This is a genomic window from Kocuria sp. LHG3120 (assembly GCF_049897445.1).
GTDB lineage: Bacteria > Actinomycetota > Actinomycetes > Actinomycetales > Micrococcaceae > Kocuria > Kocuria rosea.
The window spans coordinates 166,690-191,755 of the sequence record NZ_JAFCWG010000004.1; the positions used below are offsets into that span (position 1 = coordinate 166,690).

Here is a 25,066-nt window from a genome sequence, read left to right on the forward strand (position 1 = left end):
GCGCGAGATCCGGCGGAGGACCACGCGCACCGCCCTGTCAGAAATACCCTCTCAGTGACGTGGCCCACATAGAATCGAGGTCACCAAGGCAAGGGGCTGGCATGAGCATCGAGGACGAACGGCGCACCCGCGCTGCCGCCCGGGCACCGCACGAGCCGCAGCCGCGCCGCCGCACCCCGCACGACCGCAGTGCACGCGAGACCGGCCTGGAACGGGCCCTGGACGAGGTGCGCAAGGTCGGGGTCGAGGCGAGCGATTTGCTGCGCAGGGAGGGCCTGAAGCCGGCCAAGCTCGTGCACGTCCCCCGCGGCGCCAGGTCCTACCCCCTGGTCGGCCACGCGTTCTCCCGGGTCGCGTGCGGCTACGGGTGGCACGTCATCCGCGGCCTGGTCGTCGGCACGGACGGCCGGCTGTGGACGCGCACGCCGCTCCACGACCCCACACCCCAGAAGGACCTGGACGCGTGGCGCCTGGACGTGGAGCCTCCCGGCGGACGGGGCGAGCTGCCCCACCCCGTGCAGTACGACGGGATCTCCCTGCACACCGTGCGCCGGCTCTCGGAGCACGAGTACCTGAAGGTCGACCTCATCGACCACCTCACGGACGGCTACGCGCGGCTGCTCGTCCTGCACCACCGCCGGAGGTCATGAGCGGCGCGTGCGGTTCCGGAGGAGGCCGAGGAGCACGAACACGGCCAGCGCCATGACCAGCCCGGCGTAGCCGACGGCCGTGGGCACCAGTCCGACCTCGCCCGCGACGGCACCGGCCGCCACCGCCGGGATGCTGTGGGAGAGATAGCTGACCACGTAGATCGCCGAGAGCAGCCCCGCCCGCTCGTGCGGTGCCGCCTGGGGCAGCAGCGTGCGCAGCACCCCGAGAAACCCGGCGCCGAAGCCGACACCGGCCACCACCGTCGCGGCGAAGTACAGGCCCACGGACCCGACGACGAGCGCGGCGATCGTGGCGGCCATGCCCACCACCAGGACGCTCATGCCCACGGCGAGCACCCGCTCCGGCGCCGCAGCGCCGAACAGCAGGATCGCGATCCCGCCGGTGCCCGTCAGCGCCGCGACCACCAGTCCGGTGAGGACCACGGAGTCCGCCCCGGTCAGCGAGCGGACCAGGTTGGGCCCCAGGGAGATGATCAGCCCGCCCAGGGACCAGCACGCGGCCGTGGCGGGCAGCACCCACACCGCCGAGCGGCGCACCTGCGGCGGGAAGGAGACGCGCGGACGCAGCGAGGCCAGCGCCCCGGGGGCGCGCTCCACGGTCTCGGGCCCGAGCGCCGTGCCCACGGCCTGCAGCACCAGCAGGCCCAGCAGCACGAGGAAGATGAGGTCAATCATTTCCGGGGCGGCCGCGACGATGAGGCTCGAGGCCACCGCTCCCCCCGCCAGGCCCAGCACCGGCCCCGCCCCGGTGATCACGGTCCCCAGCCCCCGGCGCTCCTCCGGCTCGAGCTCGATCACGTAGGCGCCCAGCGCCCCGGTCGCGGTGCCCGTCGCCACGCCCTGGACCAGCCGGGCCACCACCAGGGTCGCCTCGCCGTCCGCCAGCACGAACACGGCCATCGCGGCGATCTCCAGGGCCAGCGCGACGAGCAGCACCGGGCGCCGCCCGAGGTGGTCGGACAGCGCCCCCACCGTGAGCAGCGCGGCGAGCAGCGACACCACGTACGCGGCGAAGATGACGGTCAGCACGACCGGCGGGAAGCCCCACAGGTCCTGGTACAGCGGATACAGCGGACTGGGCGCGCTGGAGGCGGCCATGACCACCACCAGCACGGACGCCTGCACCCAGAACGCCGCCTTCGCGGACAGCACGGGACGACGACGGGGCGCGGCGCCGGAACGGAGGAACATGCAGGGCCTTTCACGGCGGGACTGGTGAGCGCGGCATGACCGCGCTCACCTCACGCTAGCCCCACCTCGGGGCCGGTGCTGCTACGGAGCAGCCTGCCGGCGCACCATCTCGGTGATCCATGCGGGGGCGTACGGGGACGTGCAGTTCGGCGGCGTCGGGTAGTCCTTGAGCACCTCCAGGCGCTCGCCGATCTCGACGGCACGGGCCCGGTGCTCCGGGTGCTGGATCCCGATCTGCGCCAGGCAGGTGTTCATCGCCCACTGCAGGCGCTCCGGTGCGTCTCCCATCTCCGCCTCGACGACGTCGAGGAGGCCAGCGAGGTCGAGGCCCTCGGGCTTCTTCACCACGCGGTCGGCGGTCAGGGCCCAGCCGGCGCTCGCGACGACGGGATCCGCATCGGCCAGCCAGGCCGTCCGCAGCTCCTCGACGTGCGGGTTCTTCTTGACCACGTAGTTCACGAACCAGTCGTGCACCTTGGGGGTGCCCCTCTCTCGCACCATGGCGTCCAGCTCGTCCCGCGCGAAGGCTTTCGGCCGGCAGATCAGGAGTGCCAGCAGTCGCGCCGCGGTGTCCTCGGTCGCCCAGAGCTCGAGCGCGAGGTCCTGCTGCGTCTTCAGCCGCTTCGCGACCGCCCGCAGCTTGGTCAGGTTCACCCCGTGGTCGTCGCCGTGCCGCTCGTTCACCGCGCGCACCCTGGGGTCCTCGAGTGCGACCAGTTCGGCCATCACCTCGGCCACTGTCGTCTCGGCCATTCCGACCTCCTGTCCGTTGCGGGTGAGAGCCAGCCTATGAAAGACGCGGTGCCCGCCCGGAGGCACGCTAGGTCAGATGTCACTTGGTCGTGCAGCCAACCCCGGCGGCGTTCACTTACGTGGCGTCGGCTAGGGGATCTTCCTCCGGGTCGGTCGCCAGCACGGCCGGCAGAGGCAGCCCATACTTTTCGCACAGGAATCGGGTCTGGCAGTACCGCTGGGCATCGGCGGCCACATTGCCGAGGACCGCGGAATTCATCCCGGCACCAATGACGACCCCCACGAACGGCACGGCCTTGGCGACGTTCTGCACGGGCACCCTGGAGCCTGCCGGGCCCAGCTGCTGCATCAACTTCTCCAGGGCCGCCAGGAGGCGATGGTCCGTGCGCAGCTTTTGTGACCACTTTACGCGGCCCTTGATCGCGCCAGCTGCATGTGCGGCCTCCCGCAAGGGCTCAGCTTTGGCGGCTTGTGCAATGAAAGAACGGCGCACCAGGCCCTGGATGAAGGCTTGCTCACCAGGGTCTTTGGCGTCGTAGCCGTAGGAGTAGGCGATGCGCGTGGCGATCGAGGTGCTCAGGACCTGGATGACGAGGATGTCCGCCGTCATCGCGACGGGGAATCCGGCGACGGGCACCATTGCCAGCATGCCCATGGCGCCACCTTCGACGGCTCCAGCAGTCCGCCACCTGAGGGTGTTGAGGGTCAGCAACCGGTCGCAGACCTTGAGGTTCTGCTGTCGCAGTTCGGTGAAGCTGTTGAGTTCAACGCCTCTCTTGCGGGCGAGCTTCTCAACGCTCTTCGGGTCGTTGAGCTCTGCGGCCCAGTCGTTGATCAGCTCGACCACCGCTATCGCGGCTTCGAACGTCGGTCGCGCGGCCTTGCTTAAGGCCGCGTCACCCGCACGACGGGCCGGTTCCATGACCGTCTCTGGCACAGTGTCTGCAACCCACCTCACGGCATTTCCCGCGACCCCACCGGCGCGATCAAAGGCGGTGCTCGCCCAGTTCGGCAGACCACGGCGGTTGTCGCGGCGCTGCCAGTGCTTGTTGAGCGCGTCCCATACCTGCGCCTCATACGCACTCATCGGCATGGCATCGTCAACGAGCGGGTCAGTGTTGGCGCTCATTGAGGTTCTCCATTTCGACGGTGATCGCTGGGCCCATGATGCCGCACCAATCGACTCTTGCTTGCAATCGCAACGCGGGCGATGATGGCCATGCTTATCTACCTGGTCACCTGCCGATCAAGACGCCAGCACATCAGCCTCTATCCCCTAACCAAAGCGTCTGGGGCGTGCTCAAGAGCCGGCCACGTGGCGAGCATCCCCTGCTCGATGCCGCAGTTGTGCTGCAGCGTCAGTTGTCGCCGACGAAAACTTCGCCATGCACGCGGTGAGGAGGCCGGCCAGTTCTGTTGTCACGCTGTGCGGACACCCGACGCGACAATAGACAAGAATGCACACGGACACGGGAGAGAGAACGCGATGGGTATCAAGGTGATGATCCAGTGGGTGGTGCGTCTGCCTGTGGCGCAGGCGGACACGGCGCTGCGGGCAGGTCTGAAGCAGATGGGCGCTTCGCTTTCCGGTCCGCTCGGGCGCATTGAGGGCCGGACGAAGGCGTCCTGGAGTAAGAACCGCAACCCAGCTCGTATCACCGTCGCCATCAGCGAGCACTCCGTCGGCGCCGTGGCCGAAGTGACCGTGGACGCTATGGGCACCAAGCATCAGGAGATGCTCAACGAGCTCTCTGCAACCCTGGGCAAAGGTGTCGCGGAGAGGGTGGGCGTCGCTACCAAGGTCCCTGCGAGACCTCCTAACGAAGCCCCCGACAGAATCCCGGTCATAGCCATCGACAGGTCTTCTACCCGGCCTTCTGGCAGCTCCCCGGCCAATGCCCGGGTCAGAGCCCCTGCCGTAGCCGTTGCTGGCGAGGAAGCCGGCTACGACCGCGGGATTACGAATGCCTTGGAAAAGCTAAGCGGGCTCTCACGGATGCTCGCCCGTCGTGAGATCTCCCATCTGCGCAACATCCTGGACCCAGAGGAACAGGTCCTCGCGCTGGGTCAGGGTACCTACGAGAAATCGCAGTCCTTGATCGTGCTGACCGACAAGCGCCTGATCTTCCTGGAGAAGGGCATCCTCCGGGAGTCGGTGAAGGAGTTCCAGCTCGGCGCGATCTCGTTCCTGTCGCTGAGCAAGGCGTGGGGTACGGAGTCACTGGAGTTCACCGTCTCTGGGGTCAAAGGTAAGATCACCCAGTTGGAATCTGGGCAGGGCGAAAACATCGCTAACCTCTACCGCCAGCTGCGCAACACCCCCGCTGCCAAAGCCTCCGCTGCGCCCGCTAGGCCGGACGTGCTCGCCCAGCTCGCTCGGCTCGGGCAGCTGCGTGACGCCGGGGTGCTGACGGAGGAAGAGTTCACGGCCAAGAAGAAGGAGCTGCTCGGCCGACTCTAGATAGCAGTGCGCGTGCAAGAAATGAACTATGTATGTCCGCAACCGAGGAGATCCACTGATGCGCCAAGCCTGGGACGAGATGAACTTCCGAGGTCGGGTCATCGTGATCGGCAGCATCGTCATCCTGGGGATGCTGCTGGCCTCCATCACCGGGGAGTACGGGGAGAACGCCCGACAGCCCAACGCCGGCTCCCCCGGCAGCGGGCAGGTCGCCGGTGACGCAGGCGAGTGGGCCGACCAGATGGAATCCACTTACCTTCAGATGGTGGGCCGGGATTCGTGGTCAGATCTGTGTTTCGAGGACAAGGCCGAGTGGGCGTGCGAAACCTATGGGATGGACGCCCAGAGCGTTGGAGTGCTCCAGCTTCAGATGAACGGCCGTTACGACGATCCCTACCTCGAGGTCTTGGCAGACCGTGGCATCAACGCCGTGATGAGCACCCTCGCCTACTACGACGAGACCGAGGAGCACATGGACTGGATCATGGCCGTCGACCACGCGGGAACACCGATCATGCAGAAGAGCTGTTCCTCTATCTACCGCCACCTGCCCGACCCTCCCGTTTGCGCCCAGTGATCCTCTGGGAACCCCTACTTCGAGGTCCTCTTCGTGGAAGGTGTCCGGTAGCCGGGCCATATGTAAACCCGGTAGGACAGACCCGCGCTTGGCTTCTTTATCCACGTCCGAGGCAGAGGCGAGGGCCGCCCCGTTCGGGGTGGCCCTCGGTGGGATGCGGTGGGCTGCTTGGCCGCCGGAACGCACTGGGTGGGTGGGGTCAGGCGGCCTGGTAGGTGAGGCAGTCGGCTTCGTCGGCGCCGGCACCGATCTTCACGTCGTGGGCCGTGCACATCAGGTGCGCGTTGTGCACGCACTCGGAGCGCTGACAGGCGCCCACTTCGGCGTGGACGGTGGGCAAGCCCCCGTCCGGGCCCAGGGAGATGAACGTGCCGCAGTGGGCGTGCCCGGAGGACCCGGTCACGGTGATCGCGTGGGCCGTGCACTCGTGGTCGTGATTAAACGAGCACTGCCCCACGGTGCAGTCGGAGACGGGAACGAACTCGGTGGTGGCCATGACGGATCCTCCTGGTGGATCACGTGGGCCCCCGCTCGTGGCGCGGATCGGCCCTGTGTCGTGCTTCCAGGATGCGCCTGACAGACCGCAATAGATAGCGAAATTTTCCCTGCCCAAACCCACGGACGGGGCCTGACTAGCACGGATGCCCCTGCACCGGCAGATCTGTGTGTTTCAGCCGCCGGCAGACCACTCCACGCTCAGCCCCTCGCGCTGCCCGAAGCGCTCCAGGTGGGACCCGATCACCTGCTGGACCCGTTCGAGCCCGTCTGCGCCCCTAGCTTCGGCGTGCAGCTGAAGGGCGTGGTCACCGGCGACGAGCAAGCAGCTGCCCACAGTCAGGACGACCCGGGGGCCTTCGGCCTCGTCGCGGATCTCGGCCTTGCGCCCGAGATGGGAGGCCAGCTGCTTGGCGTAGCGGGCCGCCGCCTCGGTGGCCACCGTGGCATGGGCGCGGTATGCCGTGGCGGCGGGATGGACAAGAGGTTCGGTCATGGACGATCTCCTCGGTGATGGACGGTGCGCAAGCCGCCCCGGAATCAGGGGCTGGGCCTCGGTGGGGCGGGTGCAGCACGGGCGCCGAACCCCCACAACCCGATTACGTCAGGGAACTGTTCGCTAATCCTGGTGCGACTGCTACAGTCTGCCACAGCGAGTGAGGCAAGGCTTTCCTAACCTTCCTCGTGCGAGACCCGACCGGGGACCACGCCGTGGTCCCCGGGGAGGTTCCGTTGCGGCTGAACGACCACCGGGGGGCGCTGGTCCTCGCCACCCGGTGCGCCCTGGTGGTCGTTCAGCCGTGACCGGACACCGTAGGCCTGAGGAAGGGAATCACCATGGGGTCAGCGAAGATTTCCGTGGTCGCAGTGATCGACCTGGACGGCAAGCACGTGCGCCTGGTGGTCACCGGCCCGCTCACCATGGACACCCAGACCGCGTTGCATCCGCTGATCCGTCTGGGGCGGGTGCTGACCCCGGTCACCCGGGTGGTCGTGGACCTGACCGGGGCCCGGATCACCGAGGCCTCCGCCGTGGAAACCCTCATCCGTCAGGCACGGGAGGGGCACCTCGGGCACCCCGCCCAGCAGGTGCGCTTCACCCTGCCGGCACCGATGACCATGGCCGATGTGGAGGACCTGCGGCGCCTGCGCGCCGAGCAGCGCTCCTGGACCACCATCGCGGATCCGGAGTTTCACAGCCCCGTGCGGAACATCAGCACCGCCCCAGCCCAGCCGAAGGCCACCCCGGTCACTGCCACCGTGCGCCACCGCCACCCCAGTACCTCCCCGCCCCGGCGCACCCCGGCGGAGCGCGACCACGCCGCAGCCGTCACGGCACAGCCGGCCGCCAATACCCAGCACACCACCATCGACGAGCCCACCTTCGGCACCGTCCTTCCGTTCCGTTCCCCCCGGCAGCCTCCCGTGGTGTTAGCACAACCCTTTGCGCCCCGTGCCCGCAAGACCACACCGCATCATTCAGGGGGCGCCCGATGAGCATTGCCGCCACGGGCATCACCCGATGGTTGCCGTGCATCCGAGCCGGCGCGGCATCGCCGGCTCCCCCTGGCACGTGGGTCATCCTGGCCTGTCAGCACAGCCCGGTCTCCACCCCCGTCAAGGCCGGCGCAACCGATAAAGCCTGGGCGAACCCGGGGATGGGTGTCGCGGTGTTGGCCGGCCACCCTCCGCACCGCACCCAGGGCCCGAGGGTGGTGACCTCTGGGCTGATCCCTACCAGCCGGGACCAGCCAGCCCAGCGGGTGCTGGCGAACCGACCCATATAGAGGCCTCGAGGTCGCGCCATGGACCCGCCCTCCAGGTACCCCGATCCGACCGACTCCCAGGAGCACCATGGAATTCTTCGACGACCCGCACGCCGAGGTGCGCGTGGTGATCGACAGCCACGGCCATCCCAGCCTGTGGCCGGCCGCCTTCCCTGTGCCCTTCGGCTGGACCACCTCCCGGTGCCCAGCACCTCGAGAAGAGGCTCAGACCTACCTCGACTGCCTCCAGCGCACACCCCGCACCGAGAAGGACCCGCACTCAGCGCAGCACGGAACCTCGGACCGTCCGCAGAAAGCACGGGCTATCGACATCCGGCTCCCCTGGCCCCGGCTCTGAACCCCACGCCTCACCTGACCCATCACCCCTCCCGCCCTGCCCGTGTCATACAGGAAGCGATAATCATGTCCCCGTACCGACCGATCGCCGTCACCGCAACCATGACCGCCCTGCTTCTGACCGGTTGCGCCACCAATGACGCCTCGGCCCCCACCGCCGAGACCGCGAACCGGACCACAGCTGCCACCCCGGGCTCCACCGCCGCGACCTCCGCGGGTGAGGTTCCTGAAGGCGTGGTCGCCCAGTACACCGTGTTGAACGAGGAGGTCGAGGCCGAGGGGGGGCGCACCACCTCCGGGGACTGGGAGGTCGCCTACATCGTGGAACCGGCCGAGGCCTGGTTCGAGACCACCGGCGAGGAACCGGCCCGGCGTGACCCCGCCGCCGGCGAAACCCACCACCTGGAGATCATCCCGATCGATGCGGCAACCGGCCGCATCGTGCCCGAGGTGCCGATCCGCCTGGAAGTCCTCGACGAGAACGGCGAGCTCGTCGACGAGCAGGAGCTGATGTTCTTCCACGCCGAGTTCTTCCACTACGCGCACAACTTCAGCATCCCCACCGCCGGGGACTACACCCTGCGCGCCACCTTGGAACCACCGCAGTCGCCCCGGCACGGGGAGAGCCTCGAGGAACTCACCCTGCTCGAGCCGGCGACCGTGACCTTCGAGGACGTCCGCCTGGAGCCGACCACGTAAAAGCGCCGGGCAGCCGACGCCGCGGACTGGCGTGGACCGCCACAGGCCTCTAATGCGCCATATGTAAAGCAAGGGGAAGGGGGCATGCCTGGTCCCGCTGGTTGCGGCACAACCGGTTTTTGCTCGACGGGCTCTGGGAACGTTGAGGGCAGACGAGGGTTTTCACCGGTGCGGGTTCTACCCGTCGGTTAAGGAAATGTGGGGCCCTGGTGAGGATCGTTCCTTGTCAGCCCGACGGCAGCTTCCCTACCGTGGGGAGGGGCCCGGGGTAGGGCCTGCAGTTTCCAGCATGCGATGAAGGATGCTCACCCATGGACCACAAGTTTTCCGTGCTCGTCCAGGTCGACCTGCACGGCGCTTACGTGCGCCTGGTCGTCACTGGGTCCGTGACCGAGGCCAACCAGCACGCCCTCCATCCTCTGGTGGCCCGGGCTCGGACGCTGATCCCGCCGGTGGCGGTGACCGTCGATCTCACCGGTGCCGAGCATGTGGAGGCGGGCGCGGTGGACCTGTTGCGCTGGGCTCTCGAGCACGACGGCACCGCGGAAGGGGTCGGCCCGGTGGAGGTTCTGACCGCGGCCGAGCTTCACGCCGATCAGCCCGCCCATCGCCCGGTGACCGTCCTGGCGGGCCGCCGGAGGAGCGGGGCCGGGTCCTTGAGTCTGCTGCCGCGGCCGGCGTGAGCCCCGGAGGGCGCCGGTCCTCGGGCCGCCTCTGACCACGCCAGTCTGGCGAACCGCTTCGGGACGGGTCGCCGCACCGCCGGGTCACGTCGTGAATGTCGTGCTCGGGTCCTGGTCGCGTGCCGGCTGGGCTGGAGTGCCTCAGTGGTCCGAGCGACGATGGGCTCGTCCGGATCGAGGTCCACAGCCTGGCAGTGGCAGGGCCGGTCCGTGAGCAGTGGCGTGGCGGCTGGGGTACGTGGTGCACCTCGGATGGTTTCCCTTCGATGTCGCCGCCGCCGATGACCTCCCAGGGCAAGCAGGTCTGCTCCGCCCCGGCACCGTCGGGCTCTACCGTGGGGCCTCAGTTGCCCGGGTCCGGGTGTCGCTGAAGGATCTGGCGGGCGACCTCGACCATGGGCCGGCCCCGGGTGAGTGAGGCCGTGAGCAGCACGGCGTGGGCGTCGTCGGGGTCGGTGGCTCGTTGTTCCATCAGCATCCCGGTGGCCCGATCGATCACCTGCCGATCCTTCACCCCGGCCTGCAACGCAACACTGAGCCGTTGCGGCGCCTCCGCGGTCTGGGCCGCGCCCAGCAGGGTGGCCGCAACCGCGGCCAGCAGCCCCAGTTGCTGCTCCTCGAGATCGGTGAAGGCATCGCCGACGGTGGCGTAGACCTTCATCGTCCCCAGGCATCGGTCCTGGAAGACCAGCGGGACGCTGAGCATCGAGCGGATCCCCGAGCCAGCAGCAGCCCTTGACCACTGGGGCCAGCGGTCGTCGTCGGTGGTGTCGTTGATGCGCTGGTGGGTCGCGGTGGCCCAGGCGCTCAGGCAGGGGCCCTGCCCCAGCTCGTACTGGAGAGCGTCGGCGCTCTCCACCAGAGGGCCGGTGGCCCCGGTGCTGATCCCGGTGCCGTGGGCGTCGATCAGGGAGACCCCCGCCCCTGCCGCCGAGGGGATAAGCCCCTGGGCGACCTGGGCCAGCTGGTCCACCGCGACCACGGCGTGCTCCTGGGACAGCACCATGGTCTGGATCCGGGCGAAGACCGCAGTCAGCTCCATGGGTGAGGATTCAGGTTGCAAGGGGACCTCCTCGATCCAGCGGGGCGGGTCGAACGCACGGGCACCGTGCGCGCCGCCACTGCCTCAACGACAGGTCGTTTCTCGCTCGCGACGTGCCCCTTCGTGGAAGACTACGCCCGATGGCAGAGAACGAGACCGGTCCTCGAGGATCACGGGGCCCGCGCTGTTGCCGCGCAGATGGAGTGGCTCAAGGGGCATCTGTGGCGAGGCAGCACGGCCGGGGCCGGGAGGGCTTGGTCCTACCTCAGGCGGCGTGGGCCGCCGAGGCGTGACGCACGCCGGTACTCCTCGGCGGGGATCGTGATCGGTTGAGCACAGCCGACGCGGAGGTCGAGTTCGAACCGTGCCCGTGGGCGGCTTCGAGGTCCTCACCGAAGATCCCCGGCCGCTGGTCGATCCGGTGTCCGAGCGCCTGTTCGGGGAGACCTGTCGCCGTCACGGTGGGTTCCCCCAGGTTCCTCGTCCGTGGCAGGCGCCCGAGGTATCGCCCCCGGCACGTGAGGAGAAGAATGGTGTCATCGGCAAGCGGCGGGCTTGCCCGAAAGACAAGCCCTTTCAGGGGCTGAAGGGCTTGTCAGAGGAGTGCTGATGGAACCGGCTTCAGCGAGGGCCCAGCTCAGTGCTGCATTGGCTCGCGTTCAGGAGGTATTCGCAGAGGCCGGAACGACCGCCGAGGCCGTGGACCGGCTGGTAGAGGTGGCCCGGGATCTGATCCCCCTGGCGGTCGGGGCCGGTATCAGCCTCGTCGACGAGAACGGAGCCTGCACCACCGTCGCAGCAACGGACCCGGCCGTGACGGAAGCCGATGCGCTGCAGTTCGAGCTCGGGGCCGGCCCGTGCCTGCGGGCCTGGGACACGGTCAGCCCCCAGTACGTGCCCGACACCACCACCGATTCCCGGTGGCCCGCATGGGGACGGGCGGTGGCCGAGGCAGGGATCCGCTCGGTGCTCAGCGTCCCACTGGTGATTGAAGGTCAGGAGATCGGGGCGTTGCAGGTCTACGCCGCCGAACCCCACGCCTTCACCGACCACGAGGAACACCTGCTGAGCCTGCTCGCCGGCCCGGTAGCGGTGCTGCTGGGGGCCGACCGCACCCGGCGCCACGACGACACCTTGCTGGAGGCCGTCGCGGACAGGGATCGGATCGAGCGCGCCGTGGGGGTGCTGATGGAACGCCTGAGCCTGTCCGAGGACAACGCCCGCACCAGCCTGCTGGACACCGCCCGCGACCAGGGCGAGACCCTCGCCCAGACCGCCGACCACCTCCTGGACCGCACGGACCCCCCGACCTGAACGGAGCCGCTGCGCCGGTCCGCCCCGCACGGCAGCACCACGACCCCGACCGGCCGCGGGAACCGCCTCACTCCTCCTGGGCGTTGTCGCCGTCGACGAGGTCCGAGACGTAGGGAGCCTGAGGCGGGGGGATCCGGGCGATCAACTCGTTGGCCGCATGGGCCAGCAGATCGCGCTGGAAGGGCGGCAGACTGAAGGACTGGTGCAGATAGGCATCGACCTCGGTCTCCCCGGCCTCACCGCCCAGGCTGAAGTAGTGCAACCACAGCTGGTCCCGGGTGACCCCGGCACGGTGGATGGCCTGACGCAGCAGGCGGGCCTGTTCGCGGGCCACGACGTCATCATCCACCAGCGCTAGGAATCCGTGCCGAGGGAACCGGCCAGGACCGACCGGGCGATCTCCAACAGGGGAAGACCCTGGTCCCGGGAGGCCTCCAGCAGCGCCACCCGGGCCTGGTGCTGATCGACACCGCGGCGTTCCATCACGATCCCGGTGGCCACATCCACCGTCTGACGATCGGTCAGGGCGGTGCGCAGAGCCTGGCTGAGCTGGTGCGGGGCCTCGGAGGTCTGGGCCGCACCGAGCAGGGTCGCCGCCGCGGCGGCCAGCAGGCTCAACCGCCGCTCGTCGGCGGCGGTGAACCCGTCGGCGGTGGTGGTGTAGACCTTCAGCGCCCCGATGCAATGACCCTTGTACAGCATCGGGGCGCTCATCGCCGAGCGGACCCCCAGCGACAGCGCCCCCGCGCACCAGCCCCGCCACCGGGTCTCAGTGGCGGTGTCGTCCACCCGCTGCAAGGCCTCGGTGGCCCACGCACTCAGGCACGGGCCCTCCCCCAGCTCGTACTGCAAGGTGTCCCCGGCCTCGGCAACCGCGTCCGTGGTGCCCGTGGACGTCGTGTGCCCCTGATCGTCGATCAGCGAGGCCCCGGCACCGATCGCGGAGTCCACCACGTCCTGGGCGACCTCTGCCAACTGCTCCACCGCCGAGGTCGCGCTCTCGCGGCTCAGCAGCATCCCGTGGATGCGGGCGAAGACCGTGGTCAGCTCCGTACCCGAAAACTCGGTCTCCATGATGACCTCCCCGGCCCGGCGGACCCGCTCCACGTTCCCTGACGGCCGGGAGCACAGGGGTGCGATCCGCTCGACAACTGCCTTTCTCTAGAGGGTACTCCCAGCCCGCCCAGAGATGAGGTGTCACTCTGGGCCCGCTCCGGGCAGGCATTCTCGCTGCTATGCAGTACCGTCCGGACCGCCGTCACCGTCGGCCCCACCTGCCCCGTCGGCCGTCTCGTTCCGGTCGCCGTCGAGCAGCTCCCAGGAGTACGGGGCGTGGCCACCGACCCCGTGGTCGATGAGCTCGTTGGCCGCGCGAGCCAACAGGTCGCGTTCCAAGCGCGGCAGCCCCAGGGCGTGATGGAGATAGGCATCGATCTCCACCTCCCCCACCTGGCCACCGAGCCGGAAACAGTGCAACCACAACGGCCCCACCCCGATGCCGGCCGCGTCCAGCACCCGGCAGAGACCCAACGCCTGCTCCCGACCCACCCCGTCGTCGTGCACGACGGAGCCCTACCCGTCCTGGTCCGCCGGGCGGGCCAGCATCTGGCGGGCGACCTGTGTCAGGGGCCGGTCCTGGAGCACCGCCTCGTCCAGCAGCGCTGCCCGGGCCTGCTGGAGGTCGGTGCCGTGGCGCTCCATGAGCACCCCGACCGCGACCCCCACCTCCTGCCGGTCCGCCAGGGCCGCCTGCACGGAGGCGCTGAGCCGGCGCGGGGCGTCAGCGGGCTGGGCGCAGCCCAGCAGGACCGCCACCGCACCGGCCAGCAGGACCAAGGTCTCCTCATCCTCCACGGTGAACGCGGCCGGCTCACCGACGTAGACCTTCATCGCCCCCACCTTCCGGTCACCGATCACCAGTGGGGTGCTCAGCACCGAGCGGATGCCCTGAGCGTGGGCGGCCGCGCACCAGTCGGGCCAGCGGCTCTCCTGGGCGGTGTCGTCGATGCGCACCACGGCTGCGGTGGCCCAGGCCTCGAGGCACGGGCCCTCGCCGAGCTCGTACTGCAGGGCATCAGCGGCGGCGGTGAGGGCGTCCGTGGCCCCGGTCGATCTCGCCCGGCCGGTGTCGTCGAACAGGGAAGCCCCGGCCCCCACGGCAGTGCTGATGGTGGCGCGAGCCACTTGGGCGAGCTGGTTCACCGCCGTGGTCGCGTGCTGCTCGCTCAGGAGCATGCCCTGGATGCGGGCGAACGCCACGCTCAACTCGGACAGGTAAGGATCAGGGTTCATGGGGTCTCCACCCGTCGTGACGACGACCGGAGTTCACGTCCTGGCCTCGTAGACCACCCCGTTCAAAAGGGGTGTGTCTGCGCAGTTAGCCCTGGTCCTGGCCTTCCAGCCTACGCCCCCACCCAGCAGGCGCCACTCATCCCCGACCTGCCTGCTGCACCGATGACGGCAACGTCAACGACGGTTGAAAAGTGAGCAGTAGCGACGGCGCATTCCTTTCTTCACCGCTTCCAGTGCTGGGTCCCTGATGAGTGGGGACGTTTCCTCGCGATGCTCGATCCGTTGCCCCTGTTCACAAAGCGCATCGCCGGATCAGCCTGCAGCGCGTCCCCGCAGTAGGGTCGTCCCCATGGGTGAGGTGCCGTACGAGGTGATGGACGCAAAGCGGGCCGCCGATGCGCTCGACGCCTACCTGGCCGAACGCGACCCCGCACTGCACCGGCTGCGCGCAGCACTGGCCGGACACGGCCTGGACCCCTCCGAGATGCTCGAGGGCTCGGTCTACTCCGTCTCCCCGCTGTGGGCCTGGATCACCGTCCGGGCCGCCGAGCTCGGCACGGCTGCCCACGCCTTGGCCGAGGATCCGACGCGGCCCGAATGGCCGTCCTGGGCCCGGCACGGCCGGCTCGAGGACCCGCACCCGCCGGTCGCCACGATCACCCTCGTCGACGGCTTCGCCTCCTACCTCGGCCAGGTCCTCCGTGCCGCAGCCCCGCAGGCGACCTGGCGGGTCGGTGAGCACATCATGGCCGACCACCCGCTGCTGAACTACCCGGTGCTCGGCACCGACCACCACCATCTCTTCCTCCCTGGCCTGCCGCTCTACAGCGCCTACCAGTCCGCCCACGGACGGCCGGCGATGAGTGGGACCGAGATGCTCGCCCACACCCGCCGCACCATCGACGCCCTGAACGGGAAGGGCCCGGAGGCGGCTGCCCTTCAGGAGCCGCTGGTGACGGTGGTCGCCGAGCTGGACTGCTTCGACGTCGGGCTGCGCGAGGACATCCCCGCCGACCACCCGGGGCTGGTGGAGCACCTGGTCGCCGAGCTGTGCGACCGCGACGGCGTGGCCTCGGTCCACCGCTACGGGCCCGCCGCCCTGGTCGTCGACGTCGAGGGCTGGGACGAGCTGCGGGTGAAGATGTGGTGCACCCTGTGGCTGCAACGCCACCTCCCGCGGTAGTGCTCCGCCCGTTCAGGGACTTCGGGCCGTCTCCGGCTACGGTGTGGAGCTAGATCTCCTCCCGCCCGACAGGGCGGCCCCGGATTGACCTGACCCGGCGGCTCGGCGGGACGGAGCACGACCCTGACAGGACCCTGCCATGCCGTTCACCCCGTACCGGCTGATGACCGATCAGCAGGCCGGCGCCGCCCTCGAGGAGTTCCTCACCGAGCGCCCCACCGCCTTCGAGCGCCTGCGCACCGAGCTCACGGCCCACGGGCTGAACCCCGACGCGATGCTCGACGGCGCCCCGGCTTCCCTCACCCCGCTGTGGCGGTGGGTCACCGGCCGGCGCACCGAACTCGCCGCAGACCCCGCCGCAGGCTCTCCGGTGCTGCCGCGCGAGCAGTGGCCCTCCTGGGCCCGGCACTCCGTGGCCGGCGTGACGGTCCCGTCGACGACGATGGACATCCTGCTGGACGGGCTGGTCTCCTACCTCGCCGTCGTGATCGTCACCGGGGCCCCCAACGCCCGCTGGGGTCTGGGCTCCCCGGAGGACCCGGGCCACCACCTGCACCACCACCCGGTGCTCATCGGAAACGGCCACCAGGTCTACGTCCCGACCCTGCCGCTGGGCGCGGTGCTGCGGCTCAAGCGCGGGGAGAGATCGTTGCACGCCACCGAGCTGGAGGAGTACACGAACGGTGTCATCGCCGATCTGCGCACGGGCCCGCCCGTGCCCCTCAGCCCGCAGGACTCCCCCGTGGAGGTCGTCGCGGAAGCGGAGTCCTTCGACGTCGGCGTGCACTCGGCCATCGCCGATCGCAGCTCCCACCTGGTCGACCGCATGGCGGATGAGCTCGCCGACCTGGACGGGATCGTCTCGGTGCTCAGGAGCGCCCCCGATGCGCTGCAGGTGGACGCCCCGGGCTGGGACGCCGATGTCCTGGAGCGGTGGCTGCTCACTTGGATGAAGGCCAACGGCCCGTTCATCCGTTGAACGCCCCATGCCGGCACCGCGACCAGTGCTCCGCATGCTCGCCCTACACACCCGGTGCTAACCGCAGACGCTTGACGTTGTGAACCAGCCGCTAACCGGCCATATGTAAAGACGGAGAAGGTTGAGTTGCTCATGCCCCCGTTGCCTGCAGGTCAACTTGCAGTTGCTCGGTCGCTGCATGAACGAGTCAGGCGACAGGTACAGAAGGACCTCGACGTCGGTTCCCGGATCTTGACGTGGGCCGCGATGTCTCTCGAGCACGCTCATCGGTTCCATGTCTGGCTGCCGGGAACCCCGGGGAATCCCATGCGGGGCGCAGAACGACTCAGCGCCGACGCCCTCGGTCCTGCGAGCCGGGTCCATGTCCGTATCGAGGGCAGGAAAAAGCCTCCCATCCGGTGCGAGATTTACCCGTCGGTTAGTAGGTGTTGGGAAAGGGGTCACCCTGCGGTTTTCGGTTGCCATGGTCGGCGTCCTGGTGCTGGGGCCAGTCGGCGGGTCATCAGCCCGATCATCGACCACTTGACCATGGCTTCGGCGTGGGCGGGGAGGCGTTCGTAGTCACGGGCCAGGCGGCGGGTGCGCATCAGCCAAGACAGGGTGCGTTCGACCACCCAGCGACGGGGAAGGACCTCGAAGGTGGGCCGCTTGTCGGTCCGCTTAACGATCTGCACGGTGATCAACAGGTAGTACTGGGCGAAGGCCAGCAGCTTGCCGGCGTAGCCGCCATCGGCCCACACCACCACGATGGAGGGCATCGCCATTCGTGCCCGGTTGAGCACCAGCCGTCCGCCGTCCCGGTCCTGGAGGTTGGCGGCGGTGACCAGTACGACGATCAACAGCCCAAGGGTGTCGGTGACGATGTGGCGCTTGCGGCCGTTGATCTTCTTGCCCGCGTCGTAGCCGCGCGAGTCCGCCCCGACGGTGTCAGCGCCCTTGACCGACTGTGAGTCCACGATCCCGGCGCTGGCCATCGGATCCCGTCCGGCGGCATCGCGCACCGCGTCGCGCAGGGCGTTGTGGATCCGGTCGGTGGTGCCCTCGGCGTTCCAGAGCTGGAAGTACCAGTAGACGGTGTCCCACGGCGGGAAGTCGTGGGGCAGCGACCGCCACGAGCACCCGGTGCGGTTGACGTACAAGATCGCCTCCACGATCCGCCGTCGCGGGTGCTTGGCTGGGCGACCACCGGGCTTGACCGGCACCATCGGTTCGATCAGCGCCCACTGCTCGTCGGTCAGGTCCGAGGGGTAGGGGCGCGGGGAAGAAGACGCCATGCCACCACGATCCGCTTCTCCGTCCCGGCAGTCACGCGGAAGCGCATCACGCTTTCCCAACACCTACTTAGAGAAACATGAGACGCAGCGAGGATCGTTCCTTCTCAACCTGGGGGCCCTCCCCTAGCGTGAGAAAAGGTCCAGGACCGGGCCTGAGGTTGCCAGCATGCGATGAAGGATGCTCACCTATGGACCACAAACTCTCCGTGCTCGTCCAAATCGATCTTCACGGCGCCTACGTACGCCTGATCGTCACCGGCCGCCTGACCGAGGCCAACCAACACGCCCTCCACCCTCTGGTAGCCCGGGCCCGGACCCTGATCCCCCCGGTGACGGTCTCCATCGACCTCACCGGAGCAGAGCACGTGGAGACCGGCGCGGTGGACCTGTTGCGCTGGGCACTCGAGCACCTCGACACCGCAGACGGCACCGGCCCGGTGGAGGTACTCACCGCGACCGATCCTCCCGCCCATCACTCCCCCCACCGCCCCGTGACCGCCCTGGCAAGCCGCCGAGGCAAAGCCGGATCCCCGAGGCCGCTACCGAAGTCGGCATGAACGCCGGCAGATCCCGGCAATCGGCTCATCCATGAGCTCGCCGCCCTGACCGACAACCCGTGAGAACGGCACCGTTCAAGAGACGGGCCCCTCGTCAGTGTCTTTGCCGAGCCAAGGTCGCGTGGAATCCTCGGGGCGAATTTCCGTGGTTATCGTCCCGGCGAAGGCCCACGCATGGCGACCTGTGATGCCGGCCACCACCTAACCACCCACAGCGGAAATCCCCACCACCGATGACACCCACCTCGCCGCCGCGGTTTCTTGCGACCCGGGCCCACCCGGGTCGGTGTCAACGAATCCCAGCTCCACCGCTCACCGGTAGCCGGGCCATATGTAAAGAGAAAGCGACTGTGGCTATCTCAGGGGTTTCCGGCCTCGAGATCCGCTGCCGTTCGATCAGTCACGGGGATGGGCACGCGTCATGGATTTCTGGATCCCGGGCTCTCGCGCAGAAATGAGTCTTTCCACTCCATGGGGTCACCTCTGGAGGGTCCGCCTCGGCGGTACTCCGTAGGCCGCCCGGTAGGCGCCGGCGAACCGGCCCGGATGGGAGAGTCCCCACCGCGCAGACCGGCGGTGTGGACTAGGGATCGGCAGGCAGTTTTGAGGTCCTCGCGCACAGCACCGCCTTTCACTCATCATCGAGCGGATCCGACGTCCGTCTGGATCTGCGGCCGCTGTTCCGGCCGGCCTCGCTGTGCCGGCAGTGACCGGTACCCGCGGGACCTCGGACACTATGAACGCCGGTGATGCCCCCCCCTGTAAAGACGCTCATGAGTCGGACCTCACCAAGACTCTGCCCCCTCGGGACAATGCTCGAGGGAGCCATGGGTGTGGACAGCGGGCGGGCGGCCGAGATGCTGGTGCGTTTGATCGGCGACGGGGCGCTCACCGCTCGCGTGAGGTCCTGAAGCCGACTGGAGTCGTTGCCGGAGGACCCCCGTACACGGTGCGTCACCGTGTGGCAGCCGCCTGGCCGGCTGTCATATCGTAGGGGGACGGACTCGAGACATGGGCCGTCCTTTTCGTTGTGCATCCGGGGGGCTGCGCTTCGTGGACGTCTCATGCTGTACTCATCGTTTGTCCGTTCTGCTGCGCCTGGATGTGGACGGGGCGGCCGTGTGCCTGGCCGTCACCGGGTGCCTGACCGTGCGCAGCCAGCAGGTGCTGCCGGGGATCGTAGACCGGTCCCGGTCCTTGTGCTCCTCCGGGTCGGTGGTGGTCATCGACCTCACCGGTGCCGGACACATCGAAGGCTCCGCCCTGCGGGCAGTACACCGGGCGATCCGGGAGGCACCGGCCGGGGGGCGGGTCGAGTTCCGCCTGCCGGAGGTCCTGCCCGATCACCAGGCCCCTCGACCGCGACCGGTCCTGGGGCGGTCACCGGTGGAAGGAGCTTTCGAGCAGGGGCGCACTGCCGCCGCCCATGCCTATCTGCTGCAGCGGTGCCTGGCGGGGGCCGGGATCGGGTTGGACCAGCTGTGGTGGCAGTACTTCCAGCTCGGGGGAACCGCCGGCAAGGCCGAGGTCGACGCCTACCTGCACCTGTGCCTGGACCTGCCGGCCCACCAGCGCAATCTGCTCGCCTACGCCGGCAACGGACTGCTGGGCCCGGCAGCGCCCGAGCGCGCCCCCTACACCACCGATCTCGCCCGGACCGATCCACCGACCGGGCCGACCACCGGCCGGGTCACCACGTCCTGGAGCCGGCGATGACCCGGTGGACGGTCATGGCCGGGATCAGCACCACCGCGCCCCTGGGGCCGGCGGTGCTGGAACAGCTCCGGGACGCGCTGCGCGCTGAGCGGGGGGTGGTGACCTACTGCATTCCCGGGCTGTGGCTGCAGATCGAGGTGCAGAGCGAAGACGACATCGGGGCCTGCCGGTCGGCCCTGGACCGGCTGGCCGGGGCGGTCTTCGCGCTGCTGCCGACGGCCTCCCTCACGGATCTGCAGATCACTCCCCTCCAGGTCCCGGACGCACGGCCGCAGGCAGCCTGAGGGCACGTGCCGGCGACGGGCTAGCGGGGGTGAGGAGCCCCTGCGGGGCGTCGGTGGGTGCCCTGGTTCTTGCACCGAGGGGGGCCGGCAGCGGCTGCGGGACGCTGGATCGCCGTGGTGGCTCCCTTGCTGACCACCCGCGCGCAGGGCTGGTGGTTGCCTTCCTCAGGGGCTGCTCCGGTGCCGCCGGGCGTAGACTGAGGCGTGCTGGCGCCATGCACGGGTTGGCTGGTGACCGGCGGGTTCGCGGGTCGCCCCTGCTACGGACGGACGCCGCGCCATGCCAGCCCCTTCTTCGGGCGGGACCGCCCACGAGACACTCCAAGACCTGCTAGTGCATTCTGAGGACATCACCGGGTTCCTCACCGAGTTCACCACCGTGCTGGCCCAGCGCCTGTCAGCCGCCGAGGCCACGATCGACTGCGCGGTGAACCTGCTGCGCCAGCACAAGGCCGCCACCGTCGCCTCCTCCAGCGCCCGGGCCGTGGCCCTGGACGAGACGCAGAACCGGCTCCGCGACGGGCCCTGCCTGAGCGCGATCCGGCAGCACACGGTGGTGCGCGTGGGGGATGTGGCCACCGACACCCGGTGGCCGGACTACCTCCCGGCCGCCGCCGCTCAGGGTATCGGCTCGATCGTGGGGGTGCCCTTCGATCTCGGGGAGGAAGCCAGGGCGGGGCTGAACGTCTACTCCGACCGCGCCCACGACTTCGATCCGGAGACCATCGCCACCATCGAGCACGAGGTCGCTTTGGCCTCCAGCGCCCTGCGCCTGGCAGTGCGCCTGGCCCGCCACCAGGAGAACGAGGCGGACCTGCAAGCAGCCCTGGCATCGCGCACCACGATCGATTTGGCCGTGGGCATCATCATGGGCCAGAACCGCTGCCCCCAGGAAGAAGCCATCGAGATCCTCAAGGCCGTCTCCAGCCACCGCAACATCAAACTGCGCCAGGTCGCCTCCGACCTGGTCGCCACCGTGGGCCGCGGCCCGGCCGCCACCCACTTCGGACACTGAGCCCCCGCGACCAGGAACCCAACACCCCACCACCCCAAGACCACTGGCCGCACGTGAAAAGTGGCCGGTAGTCCGCCATATGTAAAGCAGAAAAGACTCTATTCACGCTTTCCTCACATCGTGAGGTTCCGGGCAACGGCGCCGTTGCTCCCCTGATGTGCTCCTGACTTGCGGTGATTTCGTATCTACATGTCACCTCGCTGGGTCGTGCATGGCGCAGAGGAAGCCCGTACCCGGCGGATCCATCTACCCTCTGACGTCGGCATTCGTTGGCGGTGATTGCGTTGCACGCAATCTGTGTGCGAGGACCGCAATCGGGTACCGAGCCTGAGGGCGGCCTCTTGAGCCAATATGGCGCCGGCATACGGTTCGCTCTCGTTGGCGGGCACGCCCCTGCGCTCGAGGTCGTCCTGGCCAAGGCCATGAACGGGCGTGCTTCTCAGCAGTCGGCGAAGGCCCTCTCGCCGGCGCTGGCCCGGGTCCGGCGCAATCTCGCGATGAGTCTCCTGGACCTCACTTGAAGCGCCGACGGCCGCGGTGACATGCGATCACCGAAGAAACGGATAACGCGCTTTCCCATCACTCCCTTTCGCCTCGCCAGCACTGGCAAGACACCCAACCGATCAGCAGGACCGAGATCGGCGCCGCCATCAACCGCGCCGTCAGATGGCCCGACAAGCTGATGCGCTCAGGTGCGACAGCGGTCATCGCCGGGCCCCCATGCGGTAACCGATGCCGCGGACGGTGTGAATGAACCGCGGGCTACCCGCGTCCTCCCCGAGCTTCCGGCGGATCCGACCGATGTGCACATCGACCAAGTGCTCATCCCCAGTCCACTGCGCATCCCAAACCATCTCGAGCAGTTGCCGGCGGGAGAGCACCACCTCGGGGTGGGCGGCCAGGGCGGCCAGCAGGTCGAACTCGATCCTCGTCAGCTCCACCGCTTCCCCGGCCATGTGAACCACCCGGGTAACCTGGTCCACCGCCAGCTCCCCGATCACCCGGGCCTGGCCCGGCGACGCGGCAGGGGCTGTGGCGAGTCGGGTACGGGAGGGGCGTAGCATCGCCTGTGTCCTGGCCACGAGCTCGCGCGGGCTGAACGGTTTGGTCATGTAGTCATCGGCCCCCACCGACAGACCCACGATCTTGTCGATCTCGGCGTCGCGGGCGGTGAGCATCAGCACGTGGCAGTCCGAGAAGGTCCGCACCTGACGGCACACCTCGATCCCGTCGATTCCGGGCAGCCCTAGGTCGAGCACCAGCACGTCCGGGGCGAACTCTCGCACCGCGGCCACGGCCTCGCTCCCATCGTGGCGCACGGCTACCTCCAGGCCGGCCTTGCGCAGGTACACCTCGACCAACCGCGCCAGATCGATTTCATCGTCCACCACCAGGACCCGGCCGGTCAGGGATGCGACCATGGCGCCTCCTAGGTCCAGGACCGGCCCGCTGGCCGAGGTGCGGCCGCACGGTCCGGTCGGAAGCCCGGTTGTCGGGGGCCCGGCAACCGGTGTCGATGATGGCCGAGGGCCACAGCCCGTACCCACCACCGAGGGCTCCACCCGTTGTGGCGCGTGGGAGTCCGCCTCGACCGGTGCTCACTGCCGGTCGAGCCGGTGGGGGCGGTGGAGCACGGCGCGGCGGGTGGTTCTCACGCTGCTGCTGACCACCCGCTCCAGCGGCCCCTGGCCCAGGCTGCGTTGCCAGATCACCGCGAACAGGACATTAGCTGCCAGGTTGACGGTGAACCACAAGTAGGGCCGGTCGTAGTGGGCCTCGAAGGACAGCCCTACCAGGTGGGCGGTGTACAGGGTCAACGTCATCGCACCCATCGCCGACAGGAGCACGAGCAAGGCCCTGGCCCGGGGGGCAACCAGCAGGAAGAAGCCCAGCACTGCCAGCCCGACGCCCAGGCTGGCGGCGATCGCCAGCGGGGTGTTGGTGTGCGCGGTGTCGACCACCAGCCACCACACGGTGTCGGTGAGCAACTCGTCCTCCGGCCCCGACAGGAGAGCCTCCTCGAGTTCCTCCTGATCCATCCCGGAGCTGCTCAGCAGCCGCTCGTAACCTCCCAGGGCGTAGAGCAGGAGATACGAGGTGACCTGGGCGAAGGTCGCCACCCCGATCCCTGTCACCAGCAAACGGATCTGGACCGCCTTCTCGCGCAGGTGCAACCGTCCCACCCCCATTCCCATCAACAGGTATGTCAGGTAGCACAGGGCCGGGTACGAGCCGGTCAACATCAGCTGGGAGGCTGTCGCTCCCGGTTCTTTCACCACATCAACGAAAGTGGGGTTGTCGGAGGTGTAGGCGGGCAGGACATCCCTGAGCCCCTGCATCAGCAGCGGACCCACGATCCAGAAGACCGCCGCGCAGACGAACAGTGCCTTCGGCCCCATGTGGAGGAAGGGGATGGCCAGCAGGAAGAACACCCCGTAGTAGATCAGGATGTTGTCCGCCGGGGCGTCCTCGGGCATCACCGTACCGATCCACAGGCCTACCACGGCGATGAGGACGGCGCGTACGGCCACCCCCACCCGGTCCGCGGCCAGCTCCCGCTCCCGGTGCCGGCGCCGTCCGCCGGAGCTCAGTGCCAGTCCCACCCCGGCCAGCAGGGCGAACAGGGCTGCCGAGTTCCCGCCGAAAAGGATGTAGGACCAGGTCAGCTCGCCGGTGATTTCGTCCTCGGTGGGCAGGATGTGCACCGCCATCAACCCGATCAGCGCCAGCCCACGGGCCGCGTCGATGCCCACCAGCCGCCTCGAGGAGCGGCGGGCACCGCCCGTGGCACCCGCCAAGGCGGATCCTTCCGTTCTGGATGTCCCACTCATGATTCCCCCAGATGTGCCAGGCTCGCCCCGGCGCCCCTCAGGGTCCCGGCCACGAGCCGTGTAAGCGGTCCCAGCAATCCCGGGAGCGTCCTGGACCCAGGATCTGCGCTGCACCCTGCGGACCTGTTGAGCAATCCTCAAGATTCCATAAAGTCCTAAGAGCCCCACCGTGCACGCCAGAGGGACAACTGCCGCACGCGCCCAGCGCGCTATGGCTGCCGGACGGATCCACCAGTGGATGGGCGCTGGTCCCATGCGACAACGGCCCGATGACGCCCCGATGGCGGAGAAACCTACGCCTGACTCAATCTGCCGACAACCATTGGCTCACACGGTTGTCGGCATGGGAAGTTCCCGGATCCGCCGATACAGGGTCGCCCTGGACATCCCGAGGTCCCGTGCCACTTGGGTGGCCGGCTCCCCGGACTGGATCAGCCGCAGTGCGTTGCGGATCTGGGAATCGGTGAAGGTCTGGCGCCGCCCACCGAGGTCCTTGCCGGCAGCCCGGCGCTTGGCCACCGAGTCCGTGATCCGTTCCCGTTTGATCTCCAGTTCCATCTGGGCCAGGGCAGCCATGACGGTGAACACCATTGAGCCCATCGGGGTCGCGGTGTCCACTTCTCCTCCACCGAGGTTGAGCACCCTTAGCCCCGCTCCCCTCGCCCGCAGCGCTTCGGCGAAGGCCAGCATGTTCTGCGTCGACCGCCCCAACCGGTCCAACGTGGTGATGACTAACGTGTCACCCTCTTCGAGCGCAGCGACCGCCCGGTCGAACTGTGGACGCGACGCACGACCTCCAGACACTCCACTGTCGACATAGAGGTCATCGCGCCGCACCCCGGCATGCAGGAGGTCAGCCACTTGACGGTCGGCGTCCTGCTGACGCGTCGACACCCTGGCATACCCGATTAACTTCCCCACGTCCA

Annotated in this window: 28 protein-coding genes; 14 read left to right on the top strand and 14 right to left on the bottom strand. The window is 68.7% G+C overall.

Annotation, left to right across the window (positions count from 1 at the left end; all coding sequences use genetic code 11):
• The first annotated feature begins 101 nt into the window (after nucleotides 1–101).
• Complete coding sequence (locus ACP7CD_RS09705) at nucleotides 102–650, top strand: hypothetical protein (RefSeq protein ID WP_426120081.1); 549 nt, start codon at nucleotides 102–104, stop codon at nucleotides 648–650.
• On the opposite strand, the gene ACP7CD_RS09710 is transcribed toward ACP7CD_RS09705, so the two are convergent.
• From ACP7CD_RS09710 to ACP7CD_RS09720, 3 genes are all read right to left on the bottom strand, one after another.
• The gene (locus tag ACP7CD_RS09710) at nucleotides 645–1,862 is read right to left on the bottom strand and encodes an MFS transporter (protein ID WP_426120082.1); all 1,218 of its coding nucleotides are present in this window, start codon (nucleotides 1,860–1,862) and stop codon (nucleotides 645–647) included. The genes ACP7CD_RS09705 and ACP7CD_RS09710 overlap by 6 nt on opposite strands.
• Before the next feature lie 81 nt (nucleotides 1,863–1,943).
• Nucleotides 1,944–2,615 carry a DNA alkylation repair protein gene (locus tag ACP7CD_RS09715; protein WP_426120083.1) on the bottom strand — a complete coding sequence of 224 codons (672 nt, stop codon included), beginning with the start codon at nucleotides 2,613–2,615 and terminating at the stop codon, nucleotides 1,944–1,946.
• Between the two features lie 115 nt (nucleotides 2,616–2,730).
• Nucleotides 2,731–3,744, bottom strand: a complete 1,014-nt coding sequence (locus ACP7CD_RS09720) for an EcsC family protein (protein ID WP_290467621.1) — start codon at nucleotides 3,742–3,744, stop codon at nucleotides 2,731–2,733.
• 357 nt (nucleotides 3,745–4,101) lie between these two features.
• Between ACP7CD_RS09720 and ACP7CD_RS09725 the strand changes: the two genes are divergently transcribed.
• Nucleotides 4,102–5,076, top strand: coding sequence for an SHOCT domain-containing protein (locus tag ACP7CD_RS09725; RefSeq protein ID WP_290467622.1), 975 nt, complete (start codon nucleotides 4,102–4,104; stop codon nucleotides 5,074–5,076).
• A gap of 58 nt (nucleotides 5,077–5,134) precedes the next feature.
• Nucleotides 5,135–5,653 (top strand): hypothetical protein, encoded by a 519-nt coding sequence (locus ACP7CD_RS09730; protein WP_290467623.1) that lies wholly within the window; start codon nucleotides 5,135–5,137, stop codon nucleotides 5,651–5,653.
• 199 nt (nucleotides 5,654–5,852) lie between these two features.
• Here ACP7CD_RS09730 and ACP7CD_RS09735 read toward each other — a convergent pair whose 3' ends face one another.
• Nucleotides 5,853–6,149 (bottom strand): DUF1540 domain-containing protein, encoded by a 297-nt coding sequence (locus ACP7CD_RS09735; RefSeq protein WP_284562247.1) that lies wholly within the window; start codon nucleotides 6,147–6,149, stop codon nucleotides 5,853–5,855.
• 174 nt (nucleotides 6,150–6,323) lie between these two features.
• Nucleotides 6,324–6,644, bottom strand: coding sequence for a DUF2218 domain-containing protein (locus ACP7CD_RS09740; protein ID WP_284562248.1), 321 nt, complete (start codon nucleotides 6,642–6,644; stop codon nucleotides 6,324–6,326).
• A 362-nt stretch (nucleotides 6,645–7,006) separates the two neighbouring features.
• Between ACP7CD_RS09740 and ACP7CD_RS09745 the strand changes: the two genes are divergently transcribed.
• The 4 genes from ACP7CD_RS09745 (at nucleotide 7,007) to ACP7CD_RS09760 (ending at nucleotide 9,653) form a co-directional block, all read left to right on the top strand.
• The gene (locus ACP7CD_RS09745; protein ID WP_426120084.1) at nucleotides 7,007–7,645 is read left to right on the top strand and encodes a hypothetical protein; all 639 of its coding nucleotides are present in this window, start codon (nucleotides 7,007–7,009) and stop codon (nucleotides 7,643–7,645) included.
• 357 nt (nucleotides 7,646–8,002) lie between these two features.
• A complete protein-coding gene (locus ACP7CD_RS09750; protein ID WP_284562250.1) occupies nucleotides 8,003–8,272 on the top strand; it encodes an MbtH family NRPS accessory protein in 270 nt (89 codons plus the stop codon).
• Nucleotides 8,273–8,337: 65 nt separating this feature from the next.
• Nucleotides 8,338–8,970 carry an iron transporter gene (locus tag ACP7CD_RS09755; protein ID WP_284562251.1) on the top strand — a complete coding sequence of 211 codons (633 nt, stop codon included), beginning with the start codon at nucleotides 8,338–8,340 and terminating at the stop codon, nucleotides 8,968–8,970.
• Between the two features lie 311 nt (nucleotides 8,971–9,281).
• Nucleotides 9,282–9,653 (top strand): hypothetical protein, encoded by a 372-nt coding sequence (locus ACP7CD_RS09760; protein WP_426120085.1) that lies wholly within the window; start codon nucleotides 9,282–9,284, stop codon nucleotides 9,651–9,653.
• 343 nt (nucleotides 9,654–9,996) lie between these two features.
• Here ACP7CD_RS09760 and ACP7CD_RS09765 read toward each other — a convergent pair whose 3' ends face one another.
• A complete protein-coding gene (locus ACP7CD_RS09765) occupies nucleotides 9,997–10,695 on the bottom strand; it encodes a GAF and ANTAR domain-containing protein (protein WP_426120086.1) in 699 nt (232 codons plus the stop codon).
• Nucleotides 10,696–11,304: 609 nt separating this feature from the next.
• Between ACP7CD_RS09765 and ACP7CD_RS09770 the strand changes: the two genes are divergently transcribed.
• On the top strand, nucleotides 11,305–12,009 hold the full coding sequence (locus tag ACP7CD_RS09770; RefSeq protein WP_426120087.1) for a GAF and ANTAR domain-containing protein: 705 nt from the start codon (nucleotides 11,305–11,307) through the stop codon (nucleotides 12,007–12,009).
• Between the two features lie 67 nt (nucleotides 12,010–12,076).
• Here the strand turns inward: ACP7CD_RS09770 and ACP7CD_RS09775 are convergent, their stop codons facing one another.
• The 4 genes from ACP7CD_RS09775 to ACP7CD_RS09790 all read right to left on the bottom strand — a co-directional run bounded on the left by ACP7CD_RS09775 (nucleotide 12,077) and on the right by ACP7CD_RS09790 (nucleotide 14,301).
• A complete protein-coding gene (locus tag ACP7CD_RS09775; protein ID WP_426120088.1) occupies nucleotides 12,077–12,343 on the bottom strand; it encodes a hypothetical protein in 267 nt (88 codons plus the stop codon).
• A 20-nt stretch (nucleotides 12,344–12,363) separates the two neighbouring features.
• A complete protein-coding gene (locus ACP7CD_RS09780; protein ID WP_426120089.1) occupies nucleotides 12,364–13,083 on the bottom strand; it encodes a GAF domain-containing protein in 720 nt (239 codons plus the stop codon).
• A 159-nt stretch (nucleotides 13,084–13,242) separates the two neighbouring features.
• Nucleotides 13,243–13,572 (bottom strand): hypothetical protein, encoded by a 330-nt coding sequence (locus ACP7CD_RS09785; protein ID WP_426120090.1) that lies wholly within the window; start codon nucleotides 13,570–13,572, stop codon nucleotides 13,243–13,245.
• A gap of 9 nt (nucleotides 13,573–13,581) precedes the next feature.
• Nucleotides 13,582–14,301 carry a GAF and ANTAR domain-containing protein gene (locus ACP7CD_RS09790; protein ID WP_426120091.1) on the bottom strand — a complete coding sequence of 240 codons (720 nt, stop codon included), beginning with the start codon at nucleotides 14,299–14,301 and terminating at the stop codon, nucleotides 13,582–13,584.
• A gap of 349 nt (nucleotides 14,302–14,650) precedes the next feature.
• Here ACP7CD_RS09790 and ACP7CD_RS09795 point away from each other — a divergent pair, with 349 nt between their 5' ends.
• Both ACP7CD_RS09795 and ACP7CD_RS09800 read left to right on the top strand, forming a co-directional pair.
• Complete coding sequence (locus tag ACP7CD_RS09795) at nucleotides 14,651–15,484, top strand: hypothetical protein (protein ID WP_426120092.1); 834 nt, start codon at nucleotides 14,651–14,653, stop codon at nucleotides 15,482–15,484.
• A 139-nt stretch (nucleotides 15,485–15,623) separates the two neighbouring features.
• Nucleotides 15,624–16,463 carry a hypothetical protein gene (locus tag ACP7CD_RS09800; RefSeq protein ID WP_426120093.1) on the top strand — a complete coding sequence of 280 codons (840 nt, stop codon included), beginning with the start codon at nucleotides 15,624–15,626 and terminating at the stop codon, nucleotides 16,461–16,463.
• 440 nt (nucleotides 16,464–16,903) lie between these two features.
• Here the strand turns inward: ACP7CD_RS09800 and ACP7CD_RS09805 are convergent, their stop codons facing one another.
• On the bottom strand, nucleotides 16,904–17,737 hold the full coding sequence (locus ACP7CD_RS09805; RefSeq protein WP_426120094.1) for an IS5 family transposase: 834 nt from the start codon (nucleotides 17,735–17,737) through the stop codon (nucleotides 16,904–16,906).
• Between the two features lie 188 nt (nucleotides 17,738–17,925).
• On the opposite strand from ACP7CD_RS09805, the gene ACP7CD_RS09810 reads away from it, so the two are divergent.
• From ACP7CD_RS09810 to ACP7CD_RS09825, 4 genes are all read left to right on the top strand, one after another.
• Nucleotides 17,926–18,294 carry a hypothetical protein gene (locus ACP7CD_RS09810; RefSeq protein WP_368828650.1) on the top strand — a complete coding sequence of 123 codons (369 nt, stop codon included), beginning with the start codon at nucleotides 17,926–17,928 and terminating at the stop codon, nucleotides 18,292–18,294.
• A gap of 1,080 nt (nucleotides 18,295–19,374) precedes the next feature.
• On the top strand, nucleotides 19,375–20,010 hold the full coding sequence (locus ACP7CD_RS09815; RefSeq protein ID WP_368828567.1) for a hypothetical protein: 636 nt from the start codon (nucleotides 19,375–19,377) through the stop codon (nucleotides 20,008–20,010).
• Nucleotides 20,007–20,294, top strand: a complete 288-nt coding sequence (locus ACP7CD_RS09820) for a hypothetical protein (RefSeq protein WP_368828568.1) — start codon at nucleotides 20,007–20,009, stop codon at nucleotides 20,292–20,294. The genes ACP7CD_RS09815 and ACP7CD_RS09820 overlap by 4 nt, the downstream gene beginning before the upstream one ends.
• 334 nt (nucleotides 20,295–20,628) lie before the next feature.
• Entirely contained in the window at nucleotides 20,629–21,309 is a 681-nt protein-coding gene (locus ACP7CD_RS09825) for a GAF and ANTAR domain-containing protein (RefSeq protein ID WP_426120095.1), read from the top strand.
• A 704-nt stretch (nucleotides 21,310–22,013) separates the two neighbouring features.
• Here ACP7CD_RS09825 and ACP7CD_RS09830 read toward each other — a convergent pair.
• The 3 genes from ACP7CD_RS09830 to ACP7CD_RS09840 form a co-directional block, all read right to left on the bottom strand.
• A complete protein-coding gene (locus ACP7CD_RS09830) occupies nucleotides 22,014–22,730 on the bottom strand; it encodes a response regulator (RefSeq protein ID WP_426120096.1) in 717 nt (238 codons plus the stop codon).
• A gap of 177 nt (nucleotides 22,731–22,907) precedes the next feature.
• Entirely contained in the window at nucleotides 22,908–24,107 is a 1,200-nt protein-coding gene (locus ACP7CD_RS09835; protein WP_426120097.1) for a heparan-alpha-glucosaminide N-acetyltransferase domain-containing protein, read from the bottom strand.
• Between the two features lie 360 nt (nucleotides 24,108–24,467).
• On the bottom strand, nucleotides 24,468–25,061 hold the full coding sequence (locus ACP7CD_RS09840; RefSeq protein ID WP_426120098.1) for a recombinase family protein: 594 nt from the start codon (nucleotides 25,059–25,061) through the stop codon (nucleotides 24,468–24,470).
• Between the last annotated feature and the right edge of the window lie 5 nt (nucleotides 25,062–25,066).